Origin of the sequence: Lacibacter sediminis (genome assembly GCF_014168535.1) — a bacterium.
Lineage (GTDB): Bacteria > Bacteroidota > Bacteroidia > Chitinophagales > Chitinophagaceae > Lacibacter > Lacibacter sediminis.
In genome coordinates this window covers 1475391-1497521 of record NZ_CP060007.1, presented here as the reverse complement: position 1 = coordinate 1497521, position 22131 = coordinate 1475391, and the positions used below count along the sequence as shown (strand labels likewise).

At 40.4% G+C, this 22131-nt stretch carries 17 protein-coding genes and 5 tRNA genes; 2 read left to right on the top strand and 20 right to left on the bottom strand.

Annotated features, from left to right (window positions below; all coding sequences use genetic code 11):
• From H4075_RS06490 to rplK, 9 genes are all read right to left on the bottom strand, one after another.
• Positions 1 to 1416, bottom strand: a complete 1416-nt coding sequence (locus H4075_RS06490; RefSeq protein WP_182805239.1) for an APC family permease — start codon at positions 1414 to 1416, stop codon at positions 1 to 3.
• Between the two features lie 61 nt (positions 1417 to 1477).
• The gene (locus H4075_RS06485) at positions 1478 to 2089 is read right to left on the bottom strand and encodes an OmpH family outer membrane protein (protein WP_182805237.1); all 612 of its coding nucleotides are present in this window, start codon (positions 2087 to 2089) and stop codon (positions 1478 to 1480) included.
• A gap of 300 nt (positions 2090 to 2389) precedes the next feature.
• A complete protein-coding gene (rpoC, locus tag H4075_RS06480) occupies positions 2390 to 6679 on the bottom strand; it encodes a DNA-directed RNA polymerase subunit beta' (RefSeq protein WP_182805235.1) in 4290 nt (1429 codons plus the stop codon).
• Positions 6680 to 6799: 120 nt separating this feature from the next.
• Entirely contained in the window at positions 6800 to 10612 is a 3813-nt protein-coding gene (gene rpoB, locus H4075_RS06475) for a DNA-directed RNA polymerase subunit beta (RefSeq protein ID WP_182805233.1), read from the bottom strand.
• Positions 10613 to 10931: 319 nt separating this feature from the next.
• Complete coding sequence (locus H4075_RS06470; protein ID WP_182805231.1) at positions 10932 to 12971, bottom strand: T9SS type B sorting domain-containing protein; 2040 nt, start codon at positions 12969 to 12971, stop codon at positions 10932 to 10934.
• Positions 12972 to 13098: 127 nt separating this feature from the next.
• Entirely contained in the window at positions 13099 to 13473 is a 375-nt protein-coding gene (gene rplL / locus H4075_RS06465; protein ID WP_182805229.1) for a 50S ribosomal protein L7/L12, read from the bottom strand.
• 141 nt (positions 13474 to 13614) lie between these two features.
• On the bottom strand, positions 13615 to 14142 hold the full coding sequence (rplJ, locus tag H4075_RS06460; protein ID WP_182805227.1) for a 50S ribosomal protein L10: 528 nt from the start codon (positions 14140 to 14142) through the stop codon (positions 13615 to 13617).
• A gap of 28 nt (positions 14143 to 14170) precedes the next feature.
• Positions 14171 to 14863: a 50S ribosomal protein L1 gene (gene rplA / locus H4075_RS06455; protein ID WP_182805226.1), complete on the bottom strand. Its 693-nt coding sequence runs from the start codon at positions 14861 to 14863 to the stop codon at positions 14171 to 14173.
• Between the two features lie 24 nt (positions 14864 to 14887).
• A complete protein-coding gene (gene rplK / locus H4075_RS06450; protein ID WP_182805224.1) occupies positions 14888 to 15331 on the bottom strand; it encodes a 50S ribosomal protein L11 in 444 nt (147 codons plus the stop codon).
• A 315-nt stretch (positions 15332 to 15646) separates the two neighbouring features.
• Between rplK and H4075_RS06445 the strand changes: the two genes are divergently transcribed.
• Positions 15647 to 16111 (top strand): hypothetical protein, encoded by a 465-nt coding sequence (locus tag H4075_RS06445; RefSeq protein ID WP_182805222.1) that lies wholly within the window; start codon positions 15647 to 15649, stop codon positions 16109 to 16111.
• Positions 16112 to 16181: 70 nt separating this feature from the next.
• On the opposite strand, the gene nusG is transcribed toward H4075_RS06445, so the two are convergent.
• The 9 genes from nusG to H4075_RS06400 form a co-directional block, all read right to left on the bottom strand.
• Positions 16182 to 16748 (bottom strand): transcription termination/antitermination protein NusG, encoded by a 567-nt coding sequence (gene nusG, locus H4075_RS06440; protein WP_182805220.1) that lies wholly within the window; start codon positions 16746 to 16748, stop codon positions 16182 to 16184.
• 3 nt (positions 16749 to 16751) lie between these two features.
• Positions 16752 to 16949, bottom strand: coding sequence for a preprotein translocase subunit SecE (gene secE / locus H4075_RS06435; RefSeq protein ID WP_182805219.1), 198 nt, complete (start codon positions 16947 to 16949; stop codon positions 16752 to 16754).
• 33 nt (positions 16950 to 16982) lie between these two features.
• Positions 16983 to 17053 (bottom strand) — tRNA-Trp (locus H4075_RS06430).
• A 96-nt stretch (positions 17054 to 17149) separates the two neighbouring features.
• Positions 17150 to 18340 carry an elongation factor Tu gene (gene tuf / locus H4075_RS06425; RefSeq protein WP_182805217.1) on the bottom strand — a complete coding sequence of 397 codons (1191 nt, stop codon included), beginning with the start codon at positions 18338 to 18340 and terminating at the stop codon, positions 17150 to 17152.
• Between the two features lie 148 nt (positions 18341 to 18488).
• Positions 18489 to 18560, bottom strand: a tRNA-Thr gene (locus tag H4075_RS06420).
• Between the two features lie 56 nt (positions 18561 to 18616).
• Positions 18617 to 18689, bottom strand: a tRNA-Gly gene (locus H4075_RS06415).
• Positions 18690 to 18748: 59 nt separating this feature from the next.
• A tRNA-Tyr gene (locus H4075_RS06410) sits at positions 18749 to 18831 on the bottom strand.
• A 28-nt stretch (positions 18832 to 18859) separates the two neighbouring features.
• Positions 18860 to 18932 (bottom strand) — tRNA-Thr (locus H4075_RS06405).
• Positions 18933 to 19178: 246 nt separating this feature from the next.
• Entirely contained in the window at positions 19179 to 19481 is a 303-nt protein-coding gene (locus H4075_RS06400) for an HPF/RaiA family ribosome-associated protein (protein ID WP_182805215.1), read from the bottom strand.
• Positions 19482 to 19700: 219 nt separating this feature from the next.
• On the opposite strand from H4075_RS06400, the gene H4075_RS06395 reads away from it, so the two are divergent.
• Positions 19701 to 20780: an SGNH/GDSL hydrolase family protein gene (locus H4075_RS06395; RefSeq protein ID WP_182805213.1), complete on the top strand. Its 1080-nt coding sequence runs from the start codon at positions 19701 to 19703 to the stop codon at positions 20778 to 20780.
• Positions 20781 to 20788: 8 nt separating this feature from the next.
• Here the strand turns inward: H4075_RS06395 and H4075_RS06390 are convergent, their stop codons facing one another.
• Complete coding sequence (locus tag H4075_RS06390) at positions 20789 to 21694, bottom strand: tyrosine-type recombinase/integrase (protein ID WP_182805212.1); 906 nt, start codon at positions 21692 to 21694, stop codon at positions 20789 to 20791.
• Between the two features lie 66 nt (positions 21695 to 21760).
• Positions 21761 to 21958, bottom strand: coding sequence for a 30S ribosomal protein S21 (gene rpsU, locus H4075_RS06385; RefSeq protein ID WP_182805210.1), 198 nt, complete (start codon positions 21956 to 21958; stop codon positions 21761 to 21763).
• Positions 21959 to 22131 lie beyond the last annotated feature (173 nt).

Below are 22131 nucleotides of genomic sequence, written 5' to 3'. Positions count from 1 at the left end.
CTACTTCTTTTGATTTGCGACTGCAATATAATAAACAGGTATGCCTAATAAAACAATTCCAAATCCAATACCGGCATACAGAGGCTTCATGGTAATTAAGAAGAAACAAAACGTCAATCCAAGTATAATATAAATGATTGGCAATACCGGGTAAGCAAATGCTTTATACGGACGTTCGATATCGGGACGTTTTGCACGTAATACAAATATACCGATAATGGTAAGCACATAAAACAATACCACAACGAATGAGATCATATCAAGCAAATCGCCATACTGTCCGCTTAAACAAAGTAATGAAGCCCACACACATTGTGCCCATAATGCCCATTGTGGTACTGCATTTTTATTTAAGGTGCCTGCCTGTTTAAAAAACAATCCATCCTGCGCCATAGTATAATAAACCCTTGCACCTGCCAATACCAATCCATTGATACAACCGAATGTTGAGATCATGATCATAGCTGCAATAACATAGGTGCCCACGTTGCCAAAAATTTCATTCGCAGCCGCTACAGCTACCCTGTCTTGCTTTGCAAAAGCTATTTCATTCATCGGCAGCACGCTGATGTACATCACATTTGCCGCAACATAAATGAGAGTAACGATCAATGTTCCCAGGAAAAGACTTAAACCAATATTTCGTTTTGGATTTTTTATTTCGCCTGCAATGAATGTAACGTTGTTCCATGCATCGCTGCTGAAAATTGAACCAACCATTGATGCCGCAATTGCACCTAACACTGCACTGCCTGCAACACCAGCAATCATTCCACCTTCAGATAATTTATTCATTTCCCATGCATTGCTCCAGTTGGCATTCCATACATCTGCTTTTGCAGCCATCATTAATCCGAAGACGATCAAGCCAAATAGTGACAGAAGTTTTGTGATCGTAAATACGGTTTGTATAGCCTTCCCTCCATTAATACCTCTTGTGTTGATATAGGTGAGTAATGCGATGACGAGTATTGAAACAATTTGTGCCGGGTACAATTTAAACAGACCCACCTGGAATAGAATATTCTCATCATTAATATCTAATGCAGGAATAAAATAACCGGTGAATTTAGAGAAAGCAACACCTACTGCCGCAATAGTTGCGGTTTGAATAACAGTAAAGAAACTCCATCCGTAGAGAAAGCCGGCAAGTTTATTAAATGCTTCTTTGAGGTAAACATACTGCCCACCTGCTTTTGGAAACATGGCACTCAACTCGCCATAACTGAGTGCTGCAGTTAAGGTCATAAAACCGGTAACAAGCCATACTACCAATAACCATCCTGCACTGCCTACATTACGTGTAATATCGGCACTAACTATGAAAATACCCGAGCCGATCATTGAACCTGCAACAACCATTGTTGCATCCAATAAACTTAAAGACGGTTTAAATTCCTGCTGAGTTGAAGTCATAGCAATGGTTTCGTTTCAAAATAAATAAATGAAACGGAAGATAAGGATTAATTTGAAACCGCTATTGCTTCTTGGATTGCTTGTACTTTTCGTTTAAACCCTTCACTACTTCGTTGGTAATGTTGAAAGCAGTGTCTTTGTAATAAAGCGTGGGATTACCTTCCTGGGTGGAGAAGATAAAGTGATACTTCCCTGTTTGGTTGTATTCTTTGAGGTATTCGTTGATACGTTTCTGAATATCGTCAATTGCTTTTGCCTGGTTCTCGAGATGCTGTCCTTGCAATGTTTGCTGACGCTGACCGATTTGCTGATAGCGTGTCTGATACTCCTGTTGAAACTTCTCAGCTTCCACTTGTGTAATGGCCTGTCCTTTTTTCAGGAACTCGATACGGTCACGTTCAAGTTTGTTTAACTCACTTTGTATCTGGTTATCGTAACGAGATTTTTCACGCTCAATATCATCGTTCTTCAATTTGAAAAACTCGTAATATTTCTGAATGGTATCAAGATCGATATATGCAACCCTGATATGTTGCTCCTTTGCGTCAGCACTGTCTTTCTTAACTACACCACCCGTTGTTTCCTTTGGTTTTTTACCGCTGAAATGCAACACATAAAGTACAGCTACTGCAGCTGCCACTATCCACAATAAAATGCTTTGTATACTTTTCATAATCAGGTGGGCAAAGTAAAGGATTTCAGGTGAGTGTAAAAAAACGAAATGCTTTTTAAGAAAGCGTTAACAAGCGAAGGCTAAAAGAGCAAGAAAATCCAAAAAACAAAATCCAAGTAAACAAATCAACTAATCACAGTGTCCTTGAAGTACTTCTTACCGCATATTTCCCTTTCGCACCTCGTACTTCTTACTTCGTACTTAATATGAAGTTCAGTCACCTTGCAGGTGAACAGACATCAATAAAAAAAGTCTCTCCACCAAGGCGGAGAGACTTTGATTTTATCATTCAGCTATTGCTTATTCTTCTTCATCGAAGCTCATTGCTTCTTTGGTTGTAAGGAGCAATTCATATTCTTCCTTGCTACCTACGATCATGTTTTCGAATTCACGTAAGCCTGTACCTGCAGGGATCGGGTGACCTGTGATTACGTTCTCTTTCAAGCCTAATAAATCATCAGTTTTACCTTCAATTGCAGCTGTACTCAACACTTTTGTTGTTTCCTGGAACGATGCAGCAGAGATCCAGCTTTGTACACCCAATGATGCTTTGGTAATACCAAGCAATACCGGTTGTGCAGTTGCAGGATGAGCATCTCTTACTTCCACCAGCTTCTTATCAGCACGGCGGAGTACGCTGTTCTCTTCACGGAACTCACGGAGTGTAACGATCTGGCCAGGGCGGAACTTATGACTGTCGCCAGGTTCAGTAACCACTTTCTTATCGAAGATGCGATCGTTTTCTTCATTGAACTCAAAGCGATCAACCAGATCCTCTTCAAGGAACTTGGTATCACCTGCATCAATGATCTCAACTTTCTTCATCATTTGACGAACGATGGTTTCAATATGCTTATCATTAATTCTTACACCTTGTAAACGGTAAACTTCCTGGATTTCATTCACCACATACTCTTGTACAGCAAACGGACCTTTGATAGTGAGGATATCTGCAGGAGCAATTTGTCCATCGCTTAACGGAACACCGGCTTTAATGAAATCACCTTCCTGTGCAAGGATCTGGCGAGTAAGAGGTACTAAGTACTTCTTCACAACATCATCCTTACTTGTTACAATGATCTCACGGTTACCACGCTTGATATTACCAAAGGTTACCACACCGTCAATTTCAGAAACGATAGCAGGGTTACCTGGGTTACGAGCTTCAAACAATTCAGTTACACGTGGAAGACCACCGGTGATATCACGAAGCTTACCAAGTACACGTGGGATTTTCACCAACACCTGACCGGCAATTACCTCTTCGCCTTCTTCGATCACAATGTGTGAACCAACAGGCAAGTTGTAAGACTTGATCTCTTTGCCTTCAACCAGCAATGCAGGGATCTTTGTTTTATCTTTTGTTTCGATAACCACTTTCTCACGGTGTCCTGTTTGTTCATCGGCTTCTTCACGGAATGTGATACCATCAAGAATGTTTTCAAACTTAATTGTACCGGCAATTTCAGCAACTACTACGTTGTTGAACGGATCCCATGTACAAAGCACATCACCTTTCTTCACTTGCTGACCATCTTTCACCGCCAATGTTGAACCGTAAGGAACGTTGTTGGTGATCAATAAACGATCATTCTTCACATCCATGATACGCACCTCACCGGTACGACCGATTACCAGCTGTACTTTCTCACCTTCGTTATTAGTAGTTGTTACAGTACGTAAACCATCGAACTGGATCGTTCCGTCAAACTTAGCCGGCAATGTAGATTCTACTGATGCAGAGCCCGCAACACCACCCACGTGGAAGGTACGCAGTGTAAGCTGTGTACCAGGCTCACCAATTGATTGCGCAGCGATGATACCTACAGCATCACCTTTTTGTGCAACCACACCTGTAGCCAGGTTTTTACCATAACACTTCACACACACACCACGCTTGCTTTCGCAGGTAAGTACTGAACGGATATCAACAGTTTCAATACCTCTGTCTTCGATCTTCTTCGCAATAGCAGGAGAAATTTCCTGGCCAGCGGCAACAATGAGTTCGTCTGAAATCGGATCATACACATCGTGTAATGATGTACGTCCTTCAATACGATCGCTCAATGGTTCAATAATATCTTCGTTATCTTTCAATGCACTTGTTGCAATACCACGCAATGTTCCGCAATCTTCATCTTTAATAACAACATCCTGCGCAACGTCAACCAAACGACGGGTTAAGTAACCGGCATCTGCTGTTTTCAAGGCAGTATCTGCAAGACCTTTACGGGCACCATGCGTAGAGATAAAGTAATCCAATACACTCAAGCCATCTTTAAAGTTGCTCAATACAGGATTCTCGATGATCTCGCTTCCTGTAGAACCACTCTTACGGGGCTTGGCCATCAGACCCCTGATACCGGCGAGCTGTTTTACCTGCTGCTTACTACCACGGGCACCTGAATCAAGCATCATGTACACAGAGTTGAAACCTTGCTTATCAGCAGCCATTTCACGAATCAACGTTTCAGTTACACGGGTATCAACACGACTCCAGATATCGATGATCTGGTTGTAACGTTCATTGTTGGTGATAAGACCCATGTTATAGCTATCCCAAACTTCGTTTACTTCACCTTGTGCATTATCGACCAATTGTTCTTTCACTTCAGGAATGATGAGATCGTTAATGTTGAACGACAAACCACCCTGGAAGGCTGTACGGAAACCAAGTGTCTTGATATCATCAAGGAACTTAGCCGTTTTTGGAACGTTGGTGATTTCAATAATATCGCCAATGATTTCACGAAGGTTCTTCTTCGTTAATAAAGCGTTTACGAAACCAACTTCTTTTGGTACAAACTGGTTAAAGATCACACGACCAACAGTTGTTTCAATTAACTTATTTGTTAACTGGCCTGTTTCTGCATCACGTACGTTGGCTTTTACTTTAATCCATGCATGAAGATCAACCTGCTTCTCGTTGTAAGCAATGATTACCTCTTCTGCAGAATAGAATGCTTTGCCCTGACCTTTTACGATTTCAGTATCAGTTGTTTTCTTGCCTTTAGAAATATAGTACAATCCAAGTACCATGTCCTGAGAAGGAAGAGTAATTGGCTGACCGTTCTGCGGGTTAAGGATGTTGTGTGATGCAAGCATCAATAACTGAGCTTCCAATACAGCAGCATTGCTCAACGGAACGTGTACCGCCATCTGATCACCATCGAAATCGGCGTTGAACGCAGAACACACGAGCGGGTGAAGTTGAATGGCTTTACCTTCAATCAATTTAGGTTGGAAGGCCTGAATCGACAAACGGTGAAGCGTGGGGGCACGGTTCAACATGATCGGGTGACCTTTCAATATATTTTCAAGAATATCCCAAACAATGGCTTCTTTCTTATCTACGAGTTTACGTGCAGACTTCACTGTTTTAACGATACCTCTTTCAATCAGCTTACGGATGATGAATGGTTTAAACAATTCAGCAGCCATATCTTTTGGAAGACCGCACTCATGCAATTTCATTTCAGGACCTACCACGATAACCGAACGACCGGAATAGTCAACACGTTTACCAAGCAAGTTCTGACGGAAACGACCTTGTTTACCTTTCAATACATCACTCAATGATTTCAATGCACGACCGCCTTCGGCCTTTACAGCATTTGATTTTCTTGAGTTATCAAATAATGAATCGATCGCTTCCTGCAACATACGTTTCTCGTTACGAAGGATTACTTCAGGAGCTTTGATCTCCAATAATCTTTTCAAACGATTATTACGGATAATTACACGACGATAAAGATCATTCAGATCTGATGATGCAAAACGACCACCATCCAAAGGAACAAGCGGACGAAGTTCCGGTGGAATAACCGGGATGTATTGCATAACCATCCATTCAGGACGGTTTGTAATGCGGAGGTTTGCATCACGGAAAGCTTCTACAACGCTCAAACGCTTTAACGCATCTGCTTTACGTTGTTGTGAAGTTTCAGTTGCAGCAGCATTACGTAAGTCGTAGCTCAATTGATCGAGATCAATACGCTGCAACATATCATGCACAGCTTCAGCACCCATCTTTGCAATGAATTTCTGAGGATCTTCATCAGGCAGGTACTGGTTATCTTTTGGTAATGTATCTAACAGATCGAGGTACTCTTCTTCAGTAAGAAGATCGCCCATCGCCATATTTTCTTTTACGCCGGGTTGAATAACCACATAGCGCTCGTAGTATACAATGGTCTCTAATTTCTTAGAGCTTACACCTAACAGGTAACCGATTTTGTTAGGTAATGATTTGAAATACCAGATGTGTACAACAGGCACCACCAATTTGATGTGACCCATACGCTCACGACGCACTTTCTTTTCTGTTACTTCAACACCACAACGGTCGCACACAATACCCTTATAACGGATACGCTTGTACTTACCGCAGGCACATTCGAAATCTTTTACTGGTCCGAAAATTCTTTCGCAAAACAAACCATCACGTTCAGGTTTATAAGTACGATAGTTGATTGTTTCCGGCTTTAATACTTCACCAAAGCTACGCTCCAGGATTGTATCAGGAGAAGCCAGACCAATGGTGATCTTTGAAAACGTAGGCCTCTGACGGTTGTCTTTTCTGAATGCCATATTTTAATTTTCGATTTTAGATTTATGAAGTACGATTTGCTACATCCCGGCTATGTACTTCAATTGTTCACCGGTTAAACAGGAAACCGGTAACCATTTTACTGGCAACCGGTAACAGAATTATTCTTCAAACTTAAGGTCTAAGCCCAAGCCTCTTAATTCATGAACCAATACATTGAATGATTCAGGAATACCCGGGCGAGGAATGTTATCACCTTTTACAATGGCTTCATAGGTTTTTGCACGACCCATGATGTCATCAGATTTGAGTGTAAGTAATTCCTGCAGGATGTTAGAAGCACCGTATGCTTCCAATGCCCACACCTCCATTTCACCGAAACGCTGACCACCGAACTGTGCCTTACCACCCAACGGTTGTTGAGTAATTAAACTGTATGGTCCGATTGAACGGGCGTGCATCTTATCATCAACCATGTGGTGCAGTTTGATCATGTAAATGATACCAACTGTAGCCTTCTGGTGGAAGCGCTCACCTGTTTCACCATCATAAAGGAATGTATGACCAAACAATGGTAAACCTGCATCAGCAATATGTCCTGCAATTTCTTCTACTGTAGCACCATCAAAGATTGGTGTTGCGAACTTCACACCGAGTTTTTCACCAGCCCAGCCAAGAACAGTTTCATAGATCTGTCCGAGGTTCATACGACTAGGTACACCCAATGGGTTCAATACAATATCAACAGGAGTTCCGTCTTCGAGGAACGGCATATCTTCCTGGCGAACGATTTTGGCAACGATACCTTTGTTACCGTGACGACCCGCCATCTTATCACCCACTTTTAGTTTACGCTTAACAGCTAAGTAAACTTTAGCAAGCTTCAATACACCAGCTGGTAATTCATCACCAATAGAGATGTTGAATTTCTCACGCTTGTAACGGCCGAGTTCTTCGTTATACTTGATGTTGTAGTTGTGTAACAGTTGGTTGATCCACTCATCAGTTGTTGCATCACCTGTCCAGCCTAACGGGTTAACGTTTGCGTAGTCAATTGTTGCAAGGTTCTTCTGATTGAACTTAGCACCTTTACCAATTAATGATTCACCAAAGTTGTTATTAACACCTGCTGAAGTTTTTGTTTGCAACAGAGATAACAATTTGCTCAGCAATACATCTAACAAGTCAGTTGTATTCTTCTCGTGGATCTTCTCAACTTTTTCTAACAATGCTTTTTCACGGATCTTACCATTCTTATCTTTCTTGGCACGTTGGAAAAGTTTCTTATCAATTACCACACCTTCAGTTCCACTTGGAGCTTTCAATGAAGCATCTTTTGCATCACCGGCTTTATCACCAAAGATGGCACGTAACAACTTCTCTTCAGGAGTTGGATCGCTTTCGCCTTTAGGAGTGATTTTACCAATGAGGATATCGCCTTCTTTAATTGCTGCACCAATACGGATGATACCGTTTTGATCCAGGTCTTTTGTTGCTTCCTCACTTACGTTTGGAATATCCGGCGTTAATTCTTCTTCACCCAATTTCGTATCACGCACTTCCAATTCGTATTCTTCAACGTGTACAGATGTGAAGAGATCTTCTTTCACAACTTTCTCGTTGATTACGATGGCATCCTCGAAGTTGTAACCTTTCCAAGGCATGAACGCCACTTTCAGGTTACGACCCAATGCTAATTCACCATCTTTCACTGCATAACCTTCAGTTAAGAAGTCACCTTCTTTTACTGCCTGGCCTTTCTTAACAGCAGGCTTCAGGTTAATACAGGTACTTTGGTTTGTTTTGATGAACTTGGTGAGTTTGTAGATCTTCAGATCTTCTTCAAAGCTTACCAAACGTTGTTCTTCATTTCTATCGTAACGAACATGAATTTCATTTGCATCAACATACTCAACAACACCCTTTCCTTCAGCATTCAACTGAATACGGCTGTCACGAGCTGCCATTGCTTCCAAACCAGTACCAACGATTGGAGCCTGCGGACGTACAAGCGGAACCGCCTGACGTTGCATGTTCGATCCCATCAATGCACGGTTGGCATCATCATGCTCAAGGAACGGAATCAATGACGCACTCAAACCAACGATCTGGTTTGGCGCAACGTCCATGTATTCCACCTCTGCTCTTTCAAGAATCGGGAAGTCACCACTTTCACGTGAGCGAACTTTATCTTCAGTAATGTTTCCTTTATCGTCAATAGCGATATTCACCTGTGCGATCTTCGCTGTATCTTCTTCTTCTGCACTCAGGTAAGTAAGATGTTTTACATCAGCTTTACCATTTTCTACTTTACGATAAGGCGTTTCAATAAAGCCCATATCATTTACAGTAGCGTGTACACAAAGTGTAGAGATCAAACCAATGTTTGGACCTTCAGGCGTTTCAATTGTACAAAGACGACCATAGTGTGAGTAGTGAACGTCACGCACCTCGAAACCAGCTCTTTCACGACTCAAACCACCGGGTCCGAGTGCGGAGATACGACGCTTGTGCGTGATCTCACTCAGAGGGTTTGTTTGATCTAAGAACTGTGATAACTGTGATGTACCAAAGAATGAGTTGATCACAGAAGAAAGTGTTCTTGCATTGATCAAATCAACCGGAGTAAATACCTCGTTGTCACGTACATTCATTCTTTCACGAATGGTACGGGCCATACGTGCAAGACCTACACCGAACTGAGCATATAATTGCTCACCCACTGTACGCACACGACGGTTACTGAGGTGATCAATATCATCGATCTCAGCTTTAGCGTTGGTTAACTTCACCAGGTATTTAATGATAGAGATGATATCATCTTTGGTTAATACCTTTTTCTCAATAGGGAAGTTCAATCCAAGTTTACGGTTGATCTTGTAACGACCAACTTCACCGAGATCATAACGCTTATCACTAAAGAATAATTTATCAATAATACCACGTGCAGTTTCGTTATCAGGCGCATCAGCACCACGCAATTGGCGATAGATATGCTGTACAGCTTCCAACTCACTGTTAGAAGTATCTTTATTTAATGTGTTGTAGATGATAGCGAAGTCACCACTCACTTCTTCTTTCTGTACGAATACGCTCTTCACTTCCATTTCGCTGATCATTTCGATCGCTTCAGCATCAAGAATTGAATCACGTTCCAATACCACTTCGTTACGCTCGATGCTCACTACTTCACCTGTATCCTCATCTACGAAATCTTCAACCCAGCTACGGAGTACTCGAGCAGCTAAACGCTTGCCTTCGTATTTCTCCAAAGCTTTCTTATCTGCTTTTACTTCATCAGCCATACCAAACAGTTCAAGGATATCCTTATCTGTTTCGAAGCCGATAGAACGTAAGAGTGTTGTTACAGGGAATTTTTTCTTACGATCGATGTAAGCATACATCACATTGTTGATGTCTGTTGCAAACTCCATCCACGCACCTTTGAAAGGAATTACCCTTGCAGAGTAAATCTTAGTTCCGTTGGGGTGAATTGATTGACCGAAGAATACACCGGGTGAACGGTGTAATTGAGATACCACTACACGCTCAGCACCATTGATCACGAATGTACCACGGGGAGTCATGTAAGGAATGTTTCCTAAGAACACATCCTGAACGATGGTTTGGAAATCTACGTGTTCCTCATCATTACAGCTCAAACGGAGTTTGGCTTTGAGTGGAACCGCATATGTTAATCCACGCTCCATACACTCGTCGATAGAGTAACGGGGTGGATCAATAAAGTAATCGAGAAACTCCAGAACGAAAATGTTACGTGTATCAGTGATAGGAAAGTTTTCCTTGAATACACGGAATAACCCTTCAATGTTACGTTTGTCAGGAGTAGTTTCTAACTGAAAATACTCTTTAAAAGATTGAATCTGGATACCTAACAGGTCTGGAATCTCTGCAAGGTGTTTTACTTTTCCGAAATTAATTCTCTTGTTTGCTGCAACTCTTGATGAAGACATATGTTCTTACCGGTTTTTAAGTTTGTGCACACGAATAGCTCACCGTCTTTATGCAAAGACAAGTAAATTGATTTTCAGTTATTTATGACTGTAATTGGGCGCCAACTTGCTATTCAGCCTAAATTTAGGGAGGCAAAGTTAGTGATATTGTGTGTTGGAACAAAATTTGATTGCCCTCTTTTGTCCCCGTTTTGTCAGGATTGGGAAAAGTTGGCAGAAAAAGTTTAAAGTGGACGTTAACGGCACAGGTTTAACTCGCAGCTTGAGCGCCTTTAAGTGGCTTTAGATAGTCTTTATTATGGCTTTAGCCATGCCTTTTCTACCTAATCAATATAAAACTCCCTTTCCTGTTCACATCTCTACCGGTAACGAGGTCACGATAACTAAGTGTCCACACATAATTTGCAGCCGGTTGTTGAGCACCCTTTATTGTTCCGTCCCAGGGTTTGGTCCAGTCTTTTGATTCATAAACCAGCCCACCCCAACGGTTGTAAACTCTAAAAAGAAAATTTTCTGCTACTAATGCATTCAACGGTCCAAAGAAATCATTCAGTCCATCGCCATTAGGTGTAAATGCAGAGGGTACATCAATACGGCAGGTGCTTAATTGTGTTACAGTTTTTTCGATCCTGTCGGCACATCCAAGATCATTTGTTACAGTATATGCAACCGTGTACTTTGTTTCGCTTGTTGATGACGAATATAAATGTGGAGCAGGAATTGAATCGGTGCTTGTTGCTCCATCACCAAACTCCCACAAGAAAGTTAATGGCCTTTCTGTTGTTGGTGTCGGTTGAACAAATAATAAACTATCCGGACAAAGAAAAGGATTGACAATAAAATCAGCTTTCAGGAAATTATTTAGTCTTATCATTTGTGTTGTAGTATCAGAACAAAAACCATTTGACACAATCAGTGTTGTGGATTTGCTTCCAAATGAATTATAGATCACTTCTTCCGATTGATCTGTACCTGTCCCATTACTTCCGAAATTCCATAACCAACTATTGATACCGTTTCCACCAGGATGTATGTAATTAACAGTATCTGCATTACAACCATAACTGATATTGAATGTGAAATCTGCATTCACCGTATCCTTCACTGTAAATACTAATTGTGAAGGAGGTGTTTGCTGATTACATTCATCAAGAATTGTATTACCATCAAGACCTTGTTTTAAGTTGATGGTAAACGTACCTACCTGTTGCAATGGTTGTGAAAAAGTAACAATGATGTCTGATGTTAAACCATTCGTATTGCAGTTACCACGTGCACCCGTTATTGCAACAGGATAAGTTCCATTAATTGCGAAATCAGATCCCGAAGGTTCAATTGAATTACAACGGATCAATTTCTTAAATACAAAACGAACGCTGTTTGGCGAACAGGCCAATGGTACAATGCTATCGAATGGCGTTGGCTGTAATGGAAGCACAGTAAAGTTTACTGCATCTGTAGTTGGAATAGCACGGTCGCACAAATCAAGAATTGTATTTCCATCAGTGCCATTCTTAAGTTGCAATGAATAACTGCCGGGAGGTAAAGGTTGTGACAACGTGATCACAACAGAATCTGTTTCAAAACTGCTGTTACAGCCAATCGGTCGCATGTTGGTTGCTGTAATATTTCCGGGAAACGTAAGAACGTCACTTCCATTTGCGGCAATGCTTGCGCATTTCATTTTCTTATTCAATTTTAATCTCAATTCATCGCCACCACAATTCGTTCTTACTTCCTGCATCAATGGAGCTTTAGGATCAGTAATAACTGCGGTACCTCCGCCAAATGATAATTTATATCCCTGTTGTGAGTTAGAAAAATTGCTGATCATCAGAATGTAAGTATGACCTGCAACAAGGTTTGGTAGTTTGCTGAATTTGGGAGGATTATTATTGTTGAATGATCCGCACTCAAACAACTTCGCTGCTCCTGCATTGGTTCCTGTTTGTCCTTTTAGTCCTGACCAGTTTGCTGCAATTGCTGCTGATGTGTTATTATAAACAGTTGAAGGATCAATTCCTGTTATATCCCATATCTGCCAGTCGTAATCATCATTAGCACTTATTGGATCAATTAAAAATCCAAGTGTTCCTGATGTAAAACAAGTAAACCTGTACCAAAATGGGTTTACATCATAATAAGTATTTTCTGAACCACACCCGGGAACAATTATTTGCCTGTTTTGGCAACTGGGTACATTGGCTTGTGAAAAAACGCTGGTACCGCAAACAGGAAATGCAGTTGCAGGCGTTTGGCCAAGCGTGGTACACTGTGCCTGTGTATTGCCTGCACTTGCTATTAATAGAATAACAACAGCGAGATATTTACTAACGATAAATGATAAGTGTTTTTTCAACTAACAGATTTTTACTTACAAACGCAATTTAAATCTAATAACCACTAGACAATTACCGCCTGTAAAACGTTGCGCACAAAAAACCCCGGCATGATAGCCAGGGTTCAAAAATTCTATAAAGAATGCATTAAGCAATCTCAACATCAGCACCTGCATCTTTCAGTTTAGCTGCAATTTCATCAGCTTCTGCTTTAGATACACCCTCTTTAACTGGCTTAGGGGCGCCATCAACGAGGTCTTTTGCTTCTTTAAGACCAAGACCAGTTAAGTCTTTAACGATCTTAACAACGTTCAATTTAGAAGCACCACCGCTCTTCAAGATTACATTGAATGAAGTTTTTTCTTCTACAGCAGCAGCACCTTCGCCACCACCTGCAGCAACTACAACTGCAGCAGCAGCTGGTTCAATACCGTATTCTGCTTTCAGAACGTCTGCTAATTCCTGTACTTCTTTAACTGTTAAGCTTACTAATGATTCAGCTAATACTTTAATGTCTGCCATTTTGTTTTAATTTTTACCGTCTTCACTGCTATTAGTTTGCTCCGACGGCGGTTTAAAAAAATTTGCCTTTAATTAATACCCTCAGGCCTGGGCTTTTTTTATGTTTGATGAAGATTTGTTACAATCTTCTCTTACATCGAATTACTCTGCAGGAGCAGCTTCAGCAGCTGTTTGTCCTTTTGTTTCAGCGTTATGCAGCAAGGCAGCAATAACACGCTTTGCAGGCGACTGCAGCAAGCCAATAACTTCGCCGATAAGCTCGTTCTTTGTCTTGATCTGCGTCAACGCTTTCAATTGATTATCGCCACTGTAAATATCGCCATTAATGAAAGCAGCTTTCAACTCTGGTTTTTCACCATTGTTTGCTTTGCGGAATGAGCTGATGATCAAAGCCGGTTCTTTTGGATTTTCAGAGAACAACAGAGCTGTTACATTATTCAGTGCATCAAATACACCTGTGTAACGTTCTGCATCAATTGATTCCAATGCTTTTTTAATAAGGGTGTTTTTTGCAACCTTCATTTCAACATTCTTGTCGAAACATGCACGGCGCAATTTACCAACCTGCTCTACACTCAAAGACTCAGTATTTGTAATGTAGAAGTTATTGTATTGACTGAACTTGCCTTTCAGCACTTCAATCACTTCATTCTTTTGTTCTTTTGTCATGATTTTAGTTTTTATAACCCTGAAAGGATTAGTTCATGAATGATTTAGTGTCAACAGAAACACCAGGACTCATGGTGCTTGCCATGTAAATGCTCTTCAGGTAAGTTCCTTTTGCAGTAGAAGGTTTTGCCTTTACAATTGCATTTAAGAACTCAGTGATATTTTCTGCAATTTTCTCAGGAGCAAAACTGATACGTCCAACAGAAGCATGAACGATACCTGCTTTATCAACCTTGAATGCGATCTTACCACCTTTTACTTCATTTACTGCAGCAGCAACGTCATTTGTTACTGTTCCTGTTTTAGGGTTTGGCATCAGGTTACGTGGACCTAACACTTTACCTAACTTACCGATCTTAGGCATTACAGCAGGAGTTGCAACGATAACGTCAACATCAGTCCAGCCACCTTCGATCTTAGCAATAAATTCATCTAAACCAACAAAATCAGCACCCGCAGCTTTTGCATCGGCTTCTTTATCAGGAGTACAGAGAACGAGAACTCTTTTTGTTTTACCTGTACCGTGTGGTAAGGTTACAGTACCACGAATAGCCTGGTCAGCTTTCTTAGGATCAACACCTAAGCGAACGTGAACATCAACAGAGCTATCGAACTTGGTACAGTTAATTTCTTTTACGAGTGTAGAAGCTTCTTTCAGGGAATAAATTTTGTTATTATCCACCTTGGCTTCTGCTACTTTTCTTTTCTTAGTCAAAGACATGTTTCAAAAATTTGAGGTGAATAATTAATTTTCCCAGGGAGCTTTACCATCAACAGTAAGGCCAAGACTGCGGGCTGTTCCTGCAACCATGCTCATAGCACTATTCAGTGTAAAGCAGTTGAGGTCAGGCATTTTGTCTTTAGCAATTTCTTCAACCTGTGCCCATGTTACTTTACCAACCTTTGCACGGTTAGGTTCTTTAGAACCTTTCTGAAGTTTTGCTGCTTCCAATAATTGAACAGATGCTGGTGCAGTTTTGATAACGAAGTCGAAAGACTTGTCGGAGTAAACAGTGATCAAAACAGGTACTACTTTACCCATTTTGTCTTGAGTTCTTGCATTGAACTGCTTGCAGAACTCCATGATGTTAAGACCCTTTGAACCGAGGGCCGGACCTACAGGAGGCGCAGGGTTTGCCTGTCCGCCTTTTACCTGTAGCTTCACAAATCCTGTGATTTCTTTTGCCATTGTAAAAGTTTTTTTGGTGATAGCGTCACTCACTTTTGTGAACAACTCCCAAACAAATAAATTCCTATAAAGAACTTTTTGGGATGGCAAAGGTAAGGCTCATTTCCTTACCGGCAAAGGTTTTCAGCAAGTATTTTGTGTTCCGAAATACCAATCAAAAACGACTGTTTCAGTTTTGTTTTTATCTTTTTTCAATGCATGCTTCATCTACTCATTTAAAAAAAAGAGATTTTATTTTTTACTGACTGCATAATTTGATTTAATTTTTCAACTCAATTCTAAAAAACTCCAAAAACAACTTTAAAAATCAATCACATGGCAAAAGCAAAAAAGAAAGCTGCCAAGGCTGCCAAGAAACCAGTAAAAAAGGTGGCAAAAAAGAAAGTAGCGAAGAAAGCTGCTCCAAAGAAAAAAGTAGCAAAAAAGGCTAAGAAAGCTGCCCCTAAAAAGAAGGCTGCTAAGAAAGCCGTTAAAAAAGCTGCGAAAAAAGCCATCAAGAAAGTGGTGAAAAAAGCTGCTAAGAAAAAGGTTGCTAAAAAAGCTCCAGCCAAGAAAAAAGTTGCTGCTAAAAAACCAGCTGCAAAGAAGCCGGCTCCAAAAAAAGCAGCGCCTAATAAAGTAGCGAAGAAAGCTGCTCCAAAGAAAAAAGCAACTCCTAAGCCAAAAGCAGCACCAGCTCCTGCTGAAGCTCCGGCACCAGCTCCTGTTCAGGCCGAACTTCCTTTAGCTGAAGCAACACCAGTAGTTGAAACGCCAACTACTGACGAAGCACAATCATAAGCTGATGTTACAAGAAATAAAAAGTCCCCACTCATTTGAGATGGGGACTTTCTTTTATCATTAAGTAAGCTTATGAAAGCTTTTCAACCTGCATATAATTCAATTCAACCGGTGTAGCACGACCGAATACTTTTACTGCTACTTTCAGTTTCTTCTTCTCGTCATTTACTTCTTCAATTACGCCATTAAAGTCGTTGAATGGTCCATCAATGATCTTGATCGTTTCGCCCACAATAAACGGCTCGCTCATCGTCATACCACTTGCATCAGCCATTTCATCCACCTTGCCAAGCATTTTATTTACTTCTGCTTTACGTAAAGCAATTGGATTTTCTTTACCAAGAAAGTGAATAACGTTGCTGGTATTAGCGATGGTTTCACGAATATCATCCCCCATCTTTCCGTTTTCAACTTCAATCATTACATAACCAGGATAGAAGTTACGCTCACGCACAACCTTCTTACCATTGGCTACTTTGTACACTTTTTCAACCGGAAGAAATACCTGCTTAACGATATTGTCCCAACCGTTGCGTGAAATTTCTTTATCAAGATATTCCTTCACCTTCTTCTCTTTGCCGCTTACGACACGAAGCACATACCACTTACTGGTTTCCACATTGGCAGTTTCAGACATATGTTACTTTTTGAAGAATGAATAAAAGGCTTGAAGACCGCTGGCAATTCCCAGATCCATTAGCCACACGATAGCAGTAATGATGAGTGTAGCAATCAGCACAATCATAGTCGATTGCTGAAGCTGTTGCCAGGTTGGCCAAGTTACTTTTTCGAGGAGTTCTCTGTAAGAGTCTCTGAAATAAGCGGATACTTTGTTCATTGTTTCGTTCTGATTTAATTTCAGATTAATCAGCACGGGCACTAGGATTCGAACCCAGATCAAAGGTTTTGGAGACCCGTATGCTACCGTTGCACCATGCCCGTAGAAAGCTAAAAGCTATCCGCCAAGAGGTGGACAGCTTTTAGTTTTATGTATTGCAAATGTAAAACATTTGCGTAAGCTAAAAGCCTTGCCTTAGCTTATTTTAAGATTTCAGTTACCTGACCGGCACCTACTGTACGACCACCTTCACGGATCGCAAACTTCAAACCTTTCTCCATCGCAATTGGCTGGATCAGTTTTACAGTAAGGCTAGTATTATCACCAGGCATAACCATTTCAGTACCTGCCGGTAATTCAACTTCACCAGTTACGTCAGTTGTACGGAAGTAGAACTGAGGACGGTATTTTTGGAAGAACGGAGTGTGACGTCCACCTTCTTCCTTACTCAATACGTAAACTTCACCTTTGAACTCAGTGTGAGGAGTGATTGTTTTTGGAGCGCAGATAACCATACCACGACGGATATCTTTTTTCTCAATACCACGGAGGAGTAACCCTGCGTTATCACCAGCCTGACCTTGATCAAGAAGTTTTTTAAACATTTCAACACCAGTTACTGTAGAGCTTAAAGGAGATTCCATTAAACCAACAATTTCAACTGCTTCACCTACTTTCACAATACCACGCTCAATACGACCTGTAGCAACAGTACCACGACCAGTGATTGAGAATACGTCCTCAACACTCATCAGGAATGGTTGATCAATTGGTCTTGGAGGTAAAGGAATAAAGCTATCAACCGCTGCCATTAACTCTTCAACTTTAGCAACCCATTGTGGTTCTTCAGCCAAAGCACCAGTTGCTGAACCTTGAATGATTGGAGTGTTATCTCCGTCGAAACCATTCTTAGTCAACAATTCACGAATTTCCATTTCAACCAGTTCCAATAACTCAGCATCTTCTACCAGATCAACCTTATTCATAAACACAACCATGCTAGGTACACCTACCTGGCGAGCCAATAAGATATGTTCCCTTGTTTGCGGCATAGGACCATCAGTTGCAGCTACTACCAAAATAGCTCCGTCCATTTGTGCAGCACCAGTGATCATGTTCTTTACATAATCAGCGTGACCTGGACAATCTACGTGTGCGTAGTGGCGGTTAGCTGTTTGATATTCTACGTGTGCAGTATTAATAGTGATACCACGCTCTTTTTCTTCTGGAGCACCATCAATTTCATCGTATTTTTTTGCAACGTTACCCATTCCTGTTTTAGAAAGGATAGTTGTAATAGCCGCCGTTAAAGTGGTTTTACCATGGTCTACGTGACCAATAGTACCAATATTTACGTGCGGTTTTTCCCGCTTAAAGGTCTCTTTAGACATCTTATTTGTTTTTAAATTGTGTTTACAAAACTGTTAAACTAACTATTTTATGTTATCGGCAACAAAACTCGCTTGATCTTTTGTTGCGTCGCACACTTCATCTTTTTTTCCTTGCTCACCAGTTTAAAGCCATGTTTTAAACAGTCTGAGCCGTTAGTGAGAATCGAACTCACGACCTCTTCCCTACCAAGGAAGTGCTCTACCACTGAGCTACAACGGCTGGCAGAGTATCAATGAGATTTTCTCACTTCAACCGGTAAAAGAACTTTCTTTCTGAGCGGGAGACCAGGCTCGAACTGGCCACCTATAGCTTGGAAGGCTATCGCTCTACCAAATGAGCTACTCCCGCTAAAGTTTTACATACTATATAAAGAACTTCCACCTTTATTAAAACTTCGGTGGATAAAGTGGGCAGAGTAGGGTTCGAACCTACGTACTCGTGAGAGAACAGATTTACAGTCTGTCGCCTTTAACCGCTCGGCCATCTGCCCATAATTTAAAAACCAGAACTCATTTCTGAGCCACTTGTCGGACTCGAACCAACGACCTGCTGATTACAAATCAGCTGCTCTACCAACTGAGCTAAAGTGGCAATTACAACTTTTGCTAAAATTTAAACCCTGCAGAATTGCAGAAAGCAACTCCTGAGTCATTAGCTAAAAGCCAATACAGTAAAGAACTTTTTGATGTACACAATGTTACACCCCCTTTTTTGGGAAGGCAAAGGTAACGGAAAACACGAAATCGAAAAATTTTTGTAAAAAAAAATCTAAAGAAAATATCAATAGGTCTTGGGCAAAAAAAAATCCCCCGATATTTCGGGGGATTTAAAGTGTGTTTACAAATCGTATTGCTTTTCTTTTTTTCGTTTTAGTTGGGTGATGAGTGAATCCAATGCTTCATCAAAACTCTGCTCAAATGATTTGGATGTTTGTTTTACGAATAAGTGCTGCCTCGGTACGTGTACTTTAATCTCAGCTACTTTGTCTTTGATGTTGTGTACCACATTGTCGAGTTTCAAAAACACATCAACTTTCGTGATCCTGTCGTGAAAGTTGTAAAGTTTCTCTACTCTCTGTTTTACGTACTCAATTAATTTCGCATCTGCGTCAAAACGTACGGTTTGGATCTTAACGGTCATAGCATTCCAAATTTTAGCTAGTGAATAATAAATGTGAAAGAACTGGTTTTTCTGATTTTGGGTACAGGTATTTCCAGTGCTAACAAGTTACACCAGGAGGTCGACTTATCAAAATATTTCTTCAAATTTTCCCATAACTTTCACTACTCACAGCAAAAAGATTTATCATTGACCCAGAGGCAAAACAAACCTGAATTAATTAGTTTAACCTTAATACAAATGCTTAAAAAATTCGTATTTATTAGTTTGTCATTCTTTATCGTTTTATCTCTTCTGAATATCTTTTCAGGAATTGTTTTATGGAGATTGCATAAAAATTATCAGCCCAAAAAAGGGCATAAAGATGCCCCTTATATTTACTTTGAACAGGAACCGCACGGAGCATATACAAATGGTTTTGAAATTGACAGTACCATTCCTTTAAACAAAGCAAATAACGAGTACCGTATATTACTTTTAGGAGGCAGTGTTGCTAATGGTTTAGGAAGCACTGTTTCAAAAGAAGGGGATTTTAAAAGCAGTTCTATCAGAAAAAGCTATCTCGAAAAATTACTTCAGGATAGCTTGAAAAACCGGAAAATCACGGTTCTTAATGGTGCTATTGCCAGTTTTGTAACAGAACAGGAGTTCATTGCCTTTCAAAAATTTTTACAATTTTATAACCCGGATATGGTAATTGGACTACACGGGTATAATGACATTGAAAGTTTCAGGGTTACACACCACGACTTAAATGAACGATTTGCCCCCCAACCCATGTTTTATGTAAGTGGTATGGTTTCACCTCCTTTTAAAATGGTCGAAAACTTCAAGAAAAATTATTCATTCGGTAATATTTTCAGTGGCTATTATTCGCACCTCCGCAATGCGTTGTTTTTTTCTTTAAAAAAAACAGGGGCAACAGAATACCCATTTGAAAATACCGATGATCTTACTGACACCCGATTACAATCCTATGCAAGTCAGCATTTTTTTGTGTGCAAAGACCTTTACGATTTTTGCAGGGTAAAGAAGATTCAGTACCTGAATTTTCTGCAGCCTGTTCGATTTTATAAATCCAATGACTCAACCTACTATGGGAACGATAAATCCAAAGTTTATCCCTTCCTCGCAAAAACTTATTATTACATGGAAAAAAGGCTTGATTCGCTCCCCGATAATGTTAACCTTACAGATCTAGATCAGAAAAGACTTGATTACGTCGATGATTGCCACCCCAGTAATGATGGGTTTCGATTTTTAGCGGAAGCTATCGTCCCCGTCATTTTAAAAAAAATAAATCAGCCTCTAAAGAACTGAAGAAGAAACTATGCTTTAGGATGCGCTTTCTTATGAATATCCTTCAGCTTTTCGATGGTATTGTGCGTGTAGATCTGTGTTGCCGCTAAGCTGCTATGACCAAGCAGTTCCTTTACTGCATTCAATTCTGCACCGTTGTTCATCAAATGAGTGGCAAATGTGTGCCTCAATACGTGTGGGCTCTTTTTTTCAATAGTGGTTATAAGCGACAGGTAACTTTTAACAACTGCCTGAACATATTTGGGATAAAGTTTTTTACCCTTTTCATTTACCAATAAATACTCAAATACAATTTCGCCTGCGAATTGCTCTTTCTTTTGTTTGAGATAGTCGTTTATGTGCATTTTCATCTCATCAGATAATGGAACAATTCGCTCCTTATTACCTTTTCCTAATATTTTCAGCTGACCTTTTGCGGTGTCAACCTGGGTATGTTTCAACGAAATAAGTTCGCTCAACCTCATACCAGAACAATAAAGCAACTCCATGATCATCCTGTTCATAAGCCCCTCCCAATTGTCCGGAAATTCTACATGTTGAAATAGCACCTCTGTATCCTTCTGCTCAACAAAAACCGGTAACCGTTTGCTTTGTTTGGGCGTTACAATCGTCGTCATCGGAGAAACAGCTATTTGCTCCTGCCTTAATTGGTATTTAAAAAAGGAACGTAAGGAAGAAATCCTTCTGTTGAGTGTTTTTGCAGATGCCCCTTCTTCTTTTTGCTTCGCTAACCAGCTCCGTATAAAAGTGGATTTGATGTCTTTTAATTCAACCTCGCCAAATGTTACAGAAAGAAAATCAAAGAAAAATGCAAGATCATCCTGGTAAGAACGGATGGTATGGGGAGAATAGCGCTTCTCAAATTTGAGATACTCCAGGAAAGAAAGGATATATGGATGATCGTTGACAGGCATAAATACGAATAGCCGTAAAGTTATGAAACCTTACGACTATTAGCTATGTCTGGCGAAAGAAGAATCTTACAATTCTATCTTACCGCTTGCGATCTGTTGCTTATAGATTGCTTTTAACACATCACCTCTACGACGTACAGATGGTTTTGTGTAAGACTGGCGCTCACGCAACTGAAGTAATACTTTGCTCTTTTCGAACTTCTTCTTGTACTTTTTCAGTGCCTTGTCAATGTTTTCGCAATCTTTTGAATCGATAATCAGCATAATTTGATACCTCCTTTAAGGAATTTGAGGCGCGAAGATAAGGGAATCCAGAATTATTCATGCAATTCAAAGTAATTTTTCTTGCAAACTTTCTGCAAAAACAACTTGGTTTTGATCATCGACCTTTTCGATCAGGTCCAATTTATAATTTCAACCATTGCAGAGCATAAAAA

Excerpts from the sequence above, each read along its gene's own strand:
- H4075_RS06490 (WP_182805239.1), bottom strand. The coding sequence starts at position 1,416 with ATGACTTCAACTCAGCAGGAATTTAAACCGTCTTTAAGTTTATTGGAT.
- H4075_RS06485 (WP_182805237.1), bottom strand. The coding sequence starts at position 2,089 with ATGAAAAGTATACAAAGCATTTTATTGTGGATAGTGGCAGCTGCAGTA.
- rpoC (WP_182805235.1), bottom strand. The coding sequence starts at position 6,679 with ATGGCATTCAGAAAAGACAACCGTCAGAGGCCTACGTTTTCAAAGATC.
- rpoB (WP_182805233.1), bottom strand. The coding sequence starts at position 10,612 with ATGTCTTCATCAAGAGTTGCAGCAAACAAGAGAATTAATTTCGGAAAA.
- rplL (WP_182805229.1), bottom strand. The coding sequence starts at position 13,473 with ATGGCAGACATTAAAGTATTAGCTGAATCATTAGTAAGCTTAACAGTT.
- rplJ (WP_182805227.1), bottom strand. The coding sequence starts at position 14,142 with ATGACAAAAGAACAAAAGAATGAAGTGATTGAAGTGCTGAAAGGCAAG.
- rplA (WP_182805226.1), bottom strand. The coding sequence starts at position 14,863 with ATGTCTTTGACTAAGAAAAGAAAAGTAGCAGAAGCCAAGGTGGATAAT.
- rplK (WP_182805224.1), bottom strand. The coding sequence starts at position 15,331 with ATGGCAAAAGAAATCACAGGATTTGTGAAGCTACAGGTAAAAGGCGGA.
- H4075_RS06445 (WP_182805222.1), top strand. The coding sequence starts at position 15,647 with ATGGCAAAAGCAAAAAAGAAAGCTGCCAAGGCTGCCAAGAAACCAGTA.
- nusG (WP_182805220.1), bottom strand. The coding sequence starts at position 16,748 with ATGTCTGAAACTGCCAATGTGGAAACCAGTAAGTGGTATGTGCTTCGT.
- secE (WP_182805219.1), bottom strand. The coding sequence starts at position 16,949 with ATGAACAAAGTATCCGCTTATTTCAGAGACTCTTACAGAGAACTCCTC.
- tuf (WP_182805217.1), bottom strand. The coding sequence starts at position 18,340 with ATGTCTAAAGAGACCTTTAAGCGGGAAAAACCGCACGTAAATATTGGT.
- H4075_RS06400 (WP_182805215.1), bottom strand. The coding sequence starts at position 19,481 with ATGACCGTTAAGATCCAAACCGTACGTTTTGACGCAGATGCGAAATTA.
- H4075_RS06395 (WP_182805213.1), top strand. The coding sequence starts at position 19,701 with ATGCTTAAAAAATTCGTATTTATTAGTTTGTCATTCTTTATCGTTTTA.
- H4075_RS06390 (WP_182805212.1), bottom strand. The coding sequence starts at position 21,694 with ATGCCTGTCAACGATCATCCATATATCCTTTCTTTCCTGGAGTATCTC.
- rpsU (WP_182805210.1), bottom strand. The coding sequence starts at position 21,958 with ATGCTGATTATCGATTCAAAAGATTGCGAAAACATTGACAAGGCACTG.